11 protein-coding genes are annotated in these 11,304 nt (G+C 65.1%); 7 read left to right on the top strand and 4 right to left on the bottom strand.

All coding sequences use genetic code 11. The annotated features are described in order from the left end of the window. The 7 genes from DYI24_RS01855 to DYI24_RS01825 all read left to right on the top strand — a co-directional run. On the top strand, positions 1-1,187 hold a 1,187-nt coding region (locus DYI24_RS01855; protein ID WP_164571043.1), incomplete at its 5' end, for a benzoate-CoA ligase family protein. A 178-nt stretch (positions 1,188-1,365) separates the two neighbouring features. Beyond that, positions 1,366-2,544: an ABC transporter substrate-binding protein gene (locus DYI24_RS01850; protein WP_164571042.1), complete on the top strand. Its 1,179-nt coding sequence runs from the start codon at positions 1,366-1,368 to the stop codon at positions 2,542-2,544. 85 nt (positions 2,545-2,629) lie between these two features. Beyond that, positions 2,630-3,490 carry a branched-chain amino acid ABC transporter permease gene (locus DYI24_RS01845; RefSeq protein WP_107354155.1) on the top strand — a complete coding sequence of 287 codons (861 nt, stop codon included), beginning with the start codon at positions 2,630-2,632 and terminating at the stop codon, positions 3,488-3,490. Between the two features lie 2 nt (positions 3,491-3,492). After that, positions 3,493-5,280, top strand: a complete 1,788-nt coding sequence (locus DYI24_RS01840; protein ID WP_164571041.1) for a branched-chain amino acid ABC transporter ATP-binding protein/permease — start codon at positions 3,493-3,495, stop codon at positions 5,278-5,280. Further along, entirely contained in the window at positions 5,277-5,999 is a 723-nt protein-coding gene (locus DYI24_RS01835) for an ABC transporter ATP-binding protein (RefSeq protein WP_164571040.1), read from the top strand. The genes DYI24_RS01840 and DYI24_RS01835 overlap by 4 nt, the downstream gene beginning before the upstream one ends. A gap of 182 nt (positions 6,000-6,181) precedes the next feature. Then, on the top strand, positions 6,182-6,577 hold the full coding sequence (locus DYI24_RS01830; RefSeq protein ID WP_349627727.1) for a GNAT family N-acetyltransferase: 396 nt from the start codon (positions 6,182-6,184) through the stop codon (positions 6,575-6,577). Between the two features lie 61 nt (positions 6,578-6,638). Beyond that, complete coding sequence (locus tag DYI24_RS01825) at positions 6,639-7,103, top strand: Rrf2 family transcriptional regulator (RefSeq protein ID WP_164571038.1); 465 nt, start codon at positions 6,639-6,641, stop codon at positions 7,101-7,103. A gap of 45 nt (positions 7,104-7,148) precedes the next feature. Here DYI24_RS01825 and DYI24_RS01820 read toward each other — a convergent pair whose 3' ends face one another. The 4 genes from DYI24_RS01820 to bcrA form a co-directional block, all read right to left on the bottom strand. Beyond that, positions 7,149-7,394 (bottom strand): YfhL family 4Fe-4S dicluster ferredoxin, encoded by a 246-nt coding sequence (locus tag DYI24_RS01820; protein WP_164571037.1) that lies wholly within the window; start codon positions 7,392-7,394, stop codon positions 7,149-7,151. Between the two features lie 17 nt (positions 7,395-7,411). Then, positions 7,412-8,986, bottom strand: a complete 1,575-nt coding sequence (locus DYI24_RS01815) for a benzoate-CoA ligase family protein (protein WP_164571036.1) — start codon at positions 8,984-8,986, stop codon at positions 7,412-7,414. 115 nt (positions 8,987-9,101) lie between these two features. Beyond that, entirely contained in the window at positions 9,102-9,935 is an 834-nt protein-coding gene (bcrD, locus tag DYI24_RS01810) for a benzoyl-CoA reductase subunit D (protein ID WP_107346410.1), read from the bottom strand. Positions 9,936-9,988: 53 nt separating this feature from the next. Next, positions 9,989-11,302 (bottom strand): benzoyl-CoA reductase subunit A, encoded by a 1,314-nt coding sequence (gene bcrA / locus DYI24_RS01805; RefSeq protein ID WP_107342851.1) that lies wholly within the window; start codon positions 11,300-11,302, stop codon positions 9,989-9,991. Between the last annotated feature and the right edge of the window lie 2 nt (positions 11,303-11,304).

Below are 11,304 nucleotides of genomic sequence, written 5' to 3'. Positions count from 1 at the left end.
TTGCTGAGCTGCTCGCCGCCGAGGACGAAGGCGGCGCTCCCGCTGCGACTTGCGCGGACGACATCGCCTATTGGCAATATTCCTCGGGCACCACGGGGATGCCGAAAGGCGTGATGCACGTGCATTCGAGTCCGCGCGTCATGGCCGAAAGTGCCGGCCGGCGGATCGGCTACCGCGAAGACGACGTGGTGTTCTCCGCGGCCAAGCTGTTTTTCGCCTATGGGCTCGGCAACGCGATGTTCTGCACCATGGGAATCGGCGCCACCTCGGTGCTGTACCCCGAGCGACCGACTGCCGGCTCGGTGTTCGATACTTTGCAGGCGCACCAGCCGACGATGCTGTTCGCTGTGCCGACACTCTATGCGGCCATGCTGGCCGATCCGCGCTCGCGCACCGAGGCACTCCCGGACCGGCTGCGGCTGTGCGTCTCTGCCGGTGAACCGCTGCCGGCGCAGGTCGGGCTCAACTGGCGCAATCGGTTCGGCCGCGACATCGTCAACGGCGTTGGCTCGACCGAGATGGGCCACCTGTTCCTGACCAACCTCCCACACGCCGTGGAATACGGAACGTCAGGTGTGCCGGTCGACGGCTATCGGCTGCGGCTGGTCGACGAGAGCGGAGACGACGTCGCCGACGGCGAGATCGGCGAATTGCTGGTGAACGGCCGCTCGGCCGCCGCGGGCTATTGGAATCAGCGCGACAAGACACGCACCACATTCGTCGGTGAGTGGACCCGGACAGGCGATAAATATCACCGGCGTACCGACGGCGTTTACACCTATTGCGGACGAACCGACGACATCTTCAAGGTCAGCGGCATTTGGGTGTCACCGTTCGAAATCGAACAGGCGCTGATGAGCCACCCCAAGGTGCTGGAAGCTGCGGTGATCCCCGCCGAGGACGTCGACGGGCTGGTCAAGCCAAAGGCGTTCGTCGTGCTGTCATGCTGCGCCGAGGTCGATCCCGGCACCCTGTTCGAAGAGCTCAAAGACCACGTCAAGTCCGCCATCGGGCCTTGGAAGTATCCGCGCTGGATTCAGATCATGGACGATCTGCCGAAGACATCGAGCGGCAAGCTGCAGCGCTATCTGCTGCGCGAGATGACGCTCGGCGGAGTGGACGCGACGGGAAACACGCGCGCTGACCGCTTGGTTTATGGACGCGCCACCGCCGGCAGCGGACGATGACAACCAAGTCGGCGCTTGCGGGTGCAGCGCAATATCAGCAAGACTGACGATGCGACCATCGGCCTCATTGGCATCTCGCAAAATGATCTGGCCCGATGTAATAGTCGCAATAAAGTACCGAAAAAGCAAAAATGACGAGCTGATCGCTCGCGAACGGAAGACCGAGGGGAGGACTACCATGATCGATCGACGTCGTCTGTTGTCGCTCGGAGCGTCGGCTGGTGCCGCGCTGACCTGCGGCCCGTTTATTCGCCCGTCCTACGCGCAAGCCGGCGCCCTGAAGGTCGGCCTGCTGCTGCCCTATAGCGGGACTTATGCGCCGCTCGGCGAAGCCGTCACCCGCGGCCTCGAGCTGTATGTGCAATCGCAGGGCGGCAAGCTCGGCGGCAGGAGCATCAGCTTCGTCAAAGTCGACGATGAATCCGCGCCGCCGAAGGCTACCGAACTCACCACCAAACTGATCCAGAGCGAGAAGGCCGACGTGCTGATCGGCACGGTGCATTCCGGCGTGGCGATGGCGATGGTGAAGATCGCCCGCGAGGACGGCATTCCGACCATCGTGCCGAACGCCGGGGCCGACATCATCACCCGCGCGATGTGCGCCCCCAACGTGTTCCGAACCTCGTTCGCCAACGGCCAGATCGGCCGCGCCACCGGTGATGCGATGATCAAGGCCGGCCTGAAAAAGGCTGTGACGGTGACCTGGAAGTATGCGGCAGGCGAAGAGATGGTGTCCGGCTTCAAGAAGTCGTTCATCGCCGGCAAGGGCGAGGTGGTCAAGGATATCACCATCGCGTTCCCCGACGTCGAATTTCAGTCGGCGCTGGCCGAGATCGCGTCGCTGAAGCCCGACTGCGTCTATGCGTTCTTCTCCGGCGGCGGCGCGCTGAAATTCATCAAGGACTATGCGGCGGCCAATCTCGGCATTCCGCTGTGGGGACCGGGCTTCCTCACCGATGGCGTCGAAGCCGCGGCGGGCCCGGCCGGCGACGGCATCAAGACCGTGCTGCACTACGTCAGCGACCTCGACAACGCCGAGAACCAGGCGTTCGTCAAATCGTTCGAGGCGGCGTACAAGATCCCGCCGGACGTCTTTGCGGTGCAGGGCTGGGACGCCGGGCAGCTGCTCGACGCCGGCCTCAAGGCGGTCGGCGGCGACGTCGCTAAGCGCAAGGAGCTCAATGCCGCGATGGCGGCGGCGAGCTTCGCCAGCCCGCGCGGACCGTTCAAACTGTCGGCCGCGCATAACCCGGTGCAGAACTTCTATCTGCGCGAGCTGAAGGGCGGCAAGAGCGTCAATCTCGGCCTCGCCGCACCGGCGGTCGCCGACGAAGCGATCGGCTGCAAGCTGAGCTGATAACTGCCCGACTGAGGGTTCGGCAGCGGCCGGCGCATCCTTGCCGTCCGCCGCCCTGCCCGACCGACATCGGTGACAGGTTCCCATGAGTCTCATTCTGATCCAGGCGCTGAACGGCCTTCAGACCGGACTGGTGATCTTTCTGGCCGCCAGCGGCCTGACACTGGTGTTCGGCATTCTCGGCGTCATCAATCTCTCGCACGGCTCGTTCTACATGCTCGGCGCCTATCTGGCGCTGTCGCTGACCGGCATGTTCGGGGACGTCTTCCTGGCACTGGTCGCCGGCATCCCGCTCGCCTTCCTGCTCGGTCTGGCGATCGAGTGGTTGTTCATCCGCCACCTCTACGATCGCGATCACCTGCAGCAGGTGCTGCTGACCTTCGCGCTGATCCTGATCTTCAACGAATTCCAGCAGGTGGTGTGGGGCTCGTATCCGCACTCGATCCCGGCGCCTGGCTATCTGGCGCACAGCGTCCGGCTCACCGAAGGCCTCAGCTATCCGGTATATCGGCTGGCCTTGATGGCGATCTGCGTCGCGCTGGCGATCGCGATGGCGCTGGTGATTCAGAAGACCCGGATCGGCCGCCTGATCCGTGCGGCCGAATCCAACCGCGAGATGGTCGAGGCGCTCGGCTTCGACTCGCGGCTGATCTTCCGTATGGTGTTCGCCACCGGGGTCGCACTCGCTGCCACCGCCGGCATGCTGGCGGCCCCGATCGAGAGCGCCTATCCGGGCATCGGCGACCGCGTGCTGATCATCTCCTTCGTGGTCGTGGTGATCGGCGGCATCGGCTCGGTGCGCGGCGCGTTCATCGGATCGCTGCTGATCGGCATGGCCGACGCGTTCGGCAAGGTGTTCCTGCCGCAGTTCTCCAGCATCATCATCTACGCGCTGATGGCGCTGGTGCTGGTGATCCGTCCGGCCGGGCTGTTTGGGCGGGCCTGACGATGCTGACCCGTCCCAACCTCGTTGTCATCCTGTTCTTCACGGTGCTGCTCGGCTGCCTGCTGGCGCTGCCGTTCGTCGCCGGACCGTATCCGGTCAAGCTGATGACACGGATCGTGATCATCGCGACCTTCGTGCTCAGCCTTGACCTGCTGATCGGCGTCACTGGCCTGGTCAGTTTCGGTCACGCCGCTTTCTTCGGCTGCGGCGCCTATGCGGTGTATTTCGTCTCACCGGAGGCGGAAGCCGCCAACGTCATCGTCGCGCTCGGCGCCGGGCTACTGGCCGGCGGGCTCGCCGCGCTGGTGGTCGGCGCGTTCGCGACGCTGACGCGCGGCTTCTATTTCATCATGGTGACGCTGGCCGCAGGCCAGATGCTGTTCGCGCTGTTTCACGACACCGACATCGCCAAGGGTTCGGACGGCGCCTACATCAACGTCAAGCCCGAGCTGATGCTGGGCGGCCTGACGCTGCTGGATTTCTCCGACCGCAGGCAATTCTATTACGTCTGCGTCATCGTGCTGATCGCCGCCTACGGCCTGCTGCTGGCGCTGGTGCGTTCGCCGTTCGGCCGGGTGCTGCAGGGCATCCGCGCCAACGAGGTGCGGATGAGCTCGCTCGGCTACGATACCTATCGCTACAAGCTCGCCGCCTTCACCATTGCAGGCATGGTGGCGGGGCTCGCCGGCGCGCTGTTCGCCTCGATCGACGGTTTCGTCACGCCCGACCTGCTCAACTGGCATCAATCCGGCCTCGCCATCATGATGGTGGTGCTGGGCGGCGCCGGCACGCTGTTCGGCCCGATCCTCGGCGCGCTCGCCTACTCGTCGCTGGAAGAACTATTGAAGACCGCCAGCATCGTCGGTTCGCTGGTCGCCGACCATTGGCGGCTCGGCACCGGCGCGACACTGATCGCCGCGGTGTTGATGTCGCCCGACGGCCTCGCCGGATTGCTGAACTGGCGGCGCAAGCAGCCCCAGGCCACACCCGCGCGGCCTCCGGTGGACGAACCGCAGCGTCCGGCGAAGACCGCGAAGGCGCTGGCGACCAGCCATCTCAGCAAGAACTTCAACGGCATCGCGGCAGTCAGCGACGTCACCGTGACGTTCGAGCCCAACAAGGTTCACGCCATCATCGGCCCCAACGGCGCCGGCAAGACCACCTTCACCAACCTGTTGTCCGGCGCGCTGCCGGCCAGCGCCGGCAGCGTGAAGATCGACGAGCTCGACGTCACCGGTTGGCCGGCCTATCGGATCGCCCGCGCCGGCCTCGGCCGCTCCTATCAGCGCACCAACATCTTTCCGCGCTTCACCGTGCGCGAGAACTGCGTGCTCGCCGCGCAGCTCGACAAGGGCGCGCTGTGGCGGCTGCGCGACGCGCCATATCGGGCGCGCGAACACGCCTCGGTCGACCGCGCCCTGCGGGTCGCAGGACTCGCCGATCGCGGCGACAGCATTGCCGGACGGATGTCGAATGGCGAGCAGCGACAGCTCGAAATCGCAATGCTGATCGCCAGCGGCGCCGATCTTTTGATCCTCGACGAGCCGCTGGCCGGGATGGGGCCGGAGGAAACCCAGCGGGTGGTGGCACTGTTGCGTGACCTGGTGCGCGACCACACCGTGATCGTGATCGAGCACGACATGGATGCGGTGTTCGCTGCCGCCGATACGCTGACGGTGCTGGTGCAGGGCAAGCTGTTCGCCCGCGGCCGCCCCGATGAGATCCGGCGCAACGAAGCCGTGCTCGAAGCCTATCTCGGCCATCACGCCAAGATGAAGGAGTCGGCATGACCGCAGCGGCACAGGCGATGCTCGATGCACGCGGCATCGACACCTTCTACGGCCCCAGCCACATCCTGCGCGGCGTGAACTTTCACGTCGGCCGCGGCGAGACGGTCAGCCTGCTCGGCCGCAACGGCATGGGCAAGACGACGCTGCTGCGGACTCTGATGGGACTACTGAAGCCGAAGCGCGGCGCGATCCTGCTCGATGGCCGCGACGTCACCGATGCGAGGGCCAATATCAAGGCGCGTGCCGGCATGGGGTTCGTGCCGGAGGGACGCGGCATCTTTCCGAACCTGTCGGTCGAGGAAAACCTGCTGTTTGCGGCCCGCCCAGGTCCTGACGGCCGGGTCGATTGGACCCAAGAGGCGATCTACCAGATGTTTCCGCGGCTGTTCGAGCGGCGGCGGATCTGGGGCAATCAGCTGTCCGGCGGCGAGCAGCAGATGCTGACGATCGGACGGGTGCTGCTCAGCAATCCCAGCATCCTGCTGATCGACGAAGCGACCGAAGGTCTTGCGCCCAAGATGCGCGATGCGATCTGGGAAACGCTCGGTATCATTGCGCGCAAGGGGATCTCGATCGTGATCGTCGACAAGAACCTCGACGATCTGGTCGACCTGGTCGACCGCCACGTCGTGCTGACCAAGGGACAGGTGGTGTTCGAAGGCACCTCGGCCGAGCTGCTCGCCGATCAGGAGATGGTCAGAACCATGCTGGGCGTCTGAACCGCCTCGTCTCAAAGATCAATCGACGCCCGGCACCGCGGCTGCATAATCCGTATCAGGAGCCGGGATCACGCGGCACCACGAGGGAGGACAACGCGATGAGTGGCGCAAGCAGCATCACCGCGGCGGAGCCGTACCGCGATGTGCAGATCCGGCCCGCTGCGGCGGCGGACGTGGCACGCGTGGCGGCGATCGACGAGGCGGCGACCGGCGAAGCCAAGCCGCGGTATTGGCAGAGCCTGTTTGAGAATTTTTCGCAGAGCCGCACCGGCTGCCGCGCCTTCCTGGTCGCCGAGCTGAAGGGCGAGGTGGTCGGCTTCATCTGCGGCGAAGTGCGGGATTTCGAGTTCGGTGCGGAAAGCTGCGGCTGGGTGTTTGCGTTGACCGTCGATCCTGCGATAAGGGTGAACAGTATCGGCACGCAACTCTTTGAAGAGATTTGTCTAATTTTCACTCAGGCGGGGGTGAGGAAGGTTCGCACGATGATCGAGCACGACAATCAGCTCGTCATGGCGTTCTTCCGCAGCCAGGGCCTGATGGTCGGCCGGTTCATCGGAATGGAAAAGAATCTCGACTGATCACACCACCCCGACACGCTCGCGCGGTTTGTGGTCGAGACCAACACGAAGATTGACGCCGATGCGGCTGCAGAAATCGACGATGTGTGGACTATACGCCGTGCTCGAACTCGCGGCGAATCCGGATCGTCAGGTTTCGGCCGGCGACATCGCCGACAAATACGACATCTCGCTCAATCATCTGGCCAAGGTCCTGCGCACCTTGGTGCGGGCGCGGCTGATCGAGTCGGTGCGCGGCCCTGGTGGCGGCTATCGCTTCGCCGGCAATCCCAAGCGCGTCACCCTGCTCGATATCATCGCGTTGTTCGAAGACACCGGCCTCGACCTGCAGGAGGCCGCCTCGGACGAGCATGAAGAGAGCCGGGCGCTGCACAAGGTTCTGCGCGACATCGACGAAATCGCGATGACGACGCTTCGGTCGGTGTCGATCACCTCGCTGCTCAAGGTAATCGACACCGAACGCCGCAAGGTGGAGCGCGGTCCGAACGGCGCCTCGGCCCGGCATTCGTCGGCCGGACGGGCGTAGCCCTCAACCGGACTTTCGGGCAGCGCCGTTGCGGCGCAGCCGATCTCAGGAATGCAGCTGCTGGTACTTGTCCTGCAACTGCTCGGGCGTCTCGCGCCAATCCGGATTGGGCACAATGGAATCGGCGGGGCAGACGAGCTGACACTGCGGCTCGTCCTCGGCACCGACACATTCGGTGCAGCGGAGCGCATCGACCGCGTAGATCGTGTCGCTGGCCGAGATCGCCTGGTTCGGACACACCGGCCAGCACGCGTCGCAGGCCGTGCAGTCCTCGTTGATCATCAGCGCCATGTCGTCCTCCTCCCCGTTCAGCCCAACACGCCCTCGCGCAGCTTGAAGCGCTGGATCTTGCCGGTCGCCGTCTTCGGCAATTCGGCGACGAACACCGTGCTGCGCGGATATTTGTACGGCGCCAGTCGATCCTTGATGAAAGTCTTCAGCTCGGTCTCCGACAGCGTCTGACCCGGCCGCGCCACCACATAGGCCTTCGGCTTGGTCAGGCCATGTTCGTCGGCGACGCCGACCACGGCGGCTTCGAGCACGCCGGGATGCTGCACCAGCGTTGCTTCGATCTCGAACGGGCTCACATAGATGCCGCTGACCTTCAGCATGTCGTCGGTGCGGCCCGCATAGGTGTAGGAGCCGTCATCGTTGCGGACGTATTTGTCGCCGCTCTTGGTCCAGCCGCCCTGAAAGGTGTCGCGGCTCTTGGCCCGGTTGCCCCAGTACATCGTCGCCGACGACGGGCCGTGAATGTAGAGATCGCCCGGCTCACCGTCGGCGACCGGGCCGCCGCCGTCGCCGCGCAGCTCGATCTGATAGCCGGGCACCGGCCATCCGGTGGTGCCGTAGCGCACCCGGTCCGGCAGGTTCGACAGGAAGATATGCAACATCTCGGTCGAGCCGATGCCGTCGACGATGTCGATGCCGAAATGGCGCTGGAACCGTTGCCCGATCTCCGCCGGCAGCGCTTCGCCCGCCGATGACGCGAGCCGCAACGCCACCTGGTCGCGCGACGGCAGGTTTGGCGCGGCCAGCATGCCGGCGTAACCGGTGGGCGCGCCGTAGAACACGGTCGGCTTCACTCCGCCGACACCGCCCAGCCAGCGCTTGAACACCGCGTCCGGGGTCGGTCGCTCGCCCATCAGCAGCGTAGTCGCGCCGACCGTCATCGGAAACGTCAGCGCGTTGCCGAGGCCATAGGCGAAAAACAGCTTCGCCGCCGAGAAACAAACGTCGTCTTCGCGCAGATGCAGCGTGTGGCGGCCGTACAGCTCTGAGGTCCAGTACGGATTGGCGTGGGTGTGCACCACGCCTTTCGGCCGCCCGGTCGAGCCCGACGAATACAGCCAGAACGCTGGATCATCCGCCTGGGTGGCGGCGGGCTTTTCCAGCGGCGCCTGTGCGCCGACGAACGCGACGAAATCGACCTCGCCCGGCTCCAGCGGCGCCGCGGGACGCGCGACGATGACCTGCTGCACCTCGTGATCGCTCTTGGTCAGCGCCGCCTTGAGCACCGGATGCAGCGCACCGCTGACCAGCACCGCCTGGGCGCGCGAATGCTCCAGCATGTAGGCGTAGTCATCGGCGGTGAGCAGCGTGTTGACCGCGACCGGGACGATGCCTGCGTAAATTGCGCCGAGAAACGACACCGGCCAATCGGTGCCGTCGAGCATCAGCAGCAGCACGCGCTCTTCTCGTTTCACGCCGATCGTGCGCAAGGCAGCTGCGAGCTGACGCGCCTGGGCTTCGAGCTGCGCAAAGCTCAGCGACGAGACGTCGTCGACGAATGCCGTCTTGTCCGGCCGTACGCGGTTGGTCTGCAGCAGATGTTCGGCGAAATTGAATTTCTCGGGTGGCGGCGTGACCGCTGCGGCATTCATGGTTTCCTCCTGATCGCCTTTATGGTTGTCCGGAAGCGATCTTGACGCCGCTTTCCGCTCGCCGGTTGTGAATGTCGATATCGGCATCCACCCGGCTTCAGGCTGATCGCAATTATCAGGCGGCGCGGGCCATGTCGGCAAGCCTCTTGTGACGGAAGGCTCCCCACAGCGCTGCGCCGATCGCGCCGGCGTAAATTGCGTCCGGATGGCTCTCGATCGCGACGTCGACCTTGGCCTTGACCACGGCGTCTTTCATCGCCTCGACCAGCCCGGCGTCGAGCGCCAGACCGCCGGTCATCTGCACCGTGCCATCGAGGCTACCGAGGGTCTTGAGCAGCTTGGCCAGCCGGTCGGCCATCGATTCATGGATGCCGCGCAGAATGTTCGGCGACGAGATGCCGCGCGACACCATGTTGATGACGTCGGTCTCGGCCAGCACGGCGCAGATGCCGGAGACTTTCTCCGGATTGTCGGCACGCTGCGACAGCGAACCGATCTCGTCCTGCGCGATGCCGAGATAGCGGGCGATGTTCTCCAGGAACTGTCCGGAGCCAGAGGCGCATTGACTGGTCATCTTGTAGGCCAGCACCTTACCGCGCTCGTCCATGCGGATCGCCCGGCCGTGCAGCGCGCCGGTGTCCAGCACCGCGCGGCTGCCCGGATTGAGATAGATCGCGCCGCGGGCATGCGTCGTCATCGAGTAGAAGTGCCCGGTGTGGAAGGTCAGCGCCTCGCCCTCGCCGGTGGTGGCACAATAGGCGACGTCGGCACGCGCCAGACCCGTCTCTTTCAGCAGATCATCGTAGATGTCGCCGGCGAGCTTCAAGGGATCGCGCTGCCGCACCCGCTCGACCCGCTTACCGAGGCAACGCTCCTGGTCGCCCTCGACCGCGAACGCCACCACCTTGATGGCCCCGGTCCCGACATCGATCCCCGACGTGATGGTCATCGTTTCCTCCTCGCAAGTCCGGCCGAACGTTCGATCATCCAAGCGCCCACCACTCACGCCGCGACGGCGCGGCGGGCGAATTCGGAGGCGCCGAGCGCGCCGGTGTAGATCGAATCTGGATTGATGTTGATCGTCACCTCGCCGTAGTTCTCCTGGATCAGCTTGCGCAGCTCGCGCACCGCCGCCTCGTTCTTGGCGACGCCGCCGGTGAAGGTGAACTGATCGGTGACGCCGCCCGAGCGCGAGATGATCGAGATTGCCCGCAGGATGATGGCGCGGTGCAGGCCGGCGAGAATGTCCTCGCGCTTTTCCCCCAGTGACAGCCGATCGCGCAGTTCGGCGCCGGCGAACACCGTGCAGGTCGAGTTGATCCGCGCCGGGCGATTAGACTGCATCGCCAGCGGCCCGAGCTCGTGCAGCCCCATGTTCATTTCGTCGGCGATGTAGCCGAGATAGCGGCCGCAGCCGGCAGCGCAGCGATCGTTCATCTGGAAATTCTCGACGATACCGTGACCGTCGATCTGAATGCCCTTGGTGTCCTGCCCGCCGATGTCGAGCACGGTGCGCGTGCCGGGATACATCATGTGCGCGCCGAGGCCGTGGCACAGGATCTCGGAGCGAATATGCTCCTTGGAGAACGGCAGCGTCACCCGGCCGTAGCCGGTGCCGACCAGATAGGTCTCCTCCAGCTCGATCCCGAGCGCCGACTCGATCATGGCGGCGAAATCGCCTTCGCCATCAGCCGCGTGCGAATCCGCAGCCAGCATCCGCGCCACGGCACGGCGAAACTTGTCGCTGAGGTCGCCTCCCGGCGGCCGATTCTCGACCTCGATGATCGACTTGTCGTAGGCGTTCAGCACCATGTCGAGGGCGATGCCCATCTCGCGGGCCACCGCTTCGGCGTGGACATGAAACCGCGAGCCGGCGATGTCGCGGAAGAAATCCGACTTTCGCTTGGCACCGGGGGCATAGAGCGAGGCCGCCTCCTGCCGCAGCCGGGCGAAGATGACGTGCAGCGCCTCCTGCAGCGGGCCGGCAATCGACTTGAAGCGATCCGCCTCGAGCTGGCGATGACACGTCTCCTCCAGATCGTCGAGCTGTTCGAGAAACTGAATCAGCCGGAAGTTACGCTCCAGCGCCGCCAGAAACTCGGCGCTGTGCTCGTGGCCGGCCTCGCCGACATGCAGAGCCCGGCGGAACAACGTGAAGCGGGCGTCGATCCGGGCTTCTTCGGAGGCAACGCGCGCCGCGGTGGCGTAGTTCGAGCGAGAATTGGTGATGCCGCGCCCGATCACCTCCTTGTTGTCGTCCATCAGCACCGCCTTGGTGGTGGTGGAGCCGAGATCGATTCCAACGAAAGTCCGCATCG

Origin of the sequence: Rhodopseudomonas sp. BR0C11, from assembly GCF_010820945.1 — a bacterium.
In the GTDB taxonomy this organism is placed as follows: domain Bacteria; phylum Pseudomonadota; class Alphaproteobacteria; order Rhizobiales; family Xanthobacteraceae; genus Rhodopseudomonas; species Rhodopseudomonas palustris_H.
Note: the sequence above shows the minus strand (reverse complement) of the source record. Positions and strands in the feature narration are given on the sequence as shown.

What these genes read in the sequence shown, in the direction of transcription:
- bcrA (WP_107342851.1), bottom strand. Translation starts at nt 11,302, where the DNA reads ATGCGGACTTTCGTTGGAATCGATCTCGGCTCCACCACCACCAAGGCG.
- DYI24_RS01850 (WP_164571042.1), top strand. Translation starts at nt 1,366, where the DNA reads ATGATCGATCGACGTCGTCTGTTGTCGCTCGGAGCGTCGGCTGGTGCC.
- DYI24_RS01815 (WP_164571036.1), bottom strand. Translation starts at nt 8,986, where the DNA reads ATGAATGCCGCAGCGGTCACGCCGCCACCCGAGAAATTCAATTTCGCC.
- DYI24_RS01845 (WP_107354155.1), top strand. Translation starts at nt 2,630, where the DNA reads ATGAGTCTCATTCTGATCCAGGCGCTGAACGGCCTTCAGACCGGACTG.
- DYI24_RS01835 (WP_164571040.1), top strand. Translation starts at nt 5,277, where the DNA reads ATGACCGCAGCGGCACAGGCGATGCTCGATGCACGCGGCATCGACACC.
- DYI24_RS01820 (WP_164571037.1), bottom strand. Translation starts at nt 7,394, where the DNA reads ATGGCGCTGATGATCAACGAGGACTGCACGGCCTGCGACGCGTGCTGG.
- DYI24_RS01840 (WP_164571041.1), top strand. Translation starts at nt 3,493, where the DNA reads ATGCTGACCCGTCCCAACCTCGTTGTCATCCTGTTCTTCACGGTGCTG.
- DYI24_RS01825 (WP_164571038.1), top strand. Translation starts at nt 6,639, where the DNA reads ATGCGGCTGCAGAAATCGACGATGTGTGGACTATACGCCGTGCTCGAA.
- bcrD (WP_107346410.1), bottom strand. Translation starts at nt 9,935, where the DNA reads ATGACCATCACGTCGGGGATCGATGTCGGGACCGGGGCCATCAAGGTG.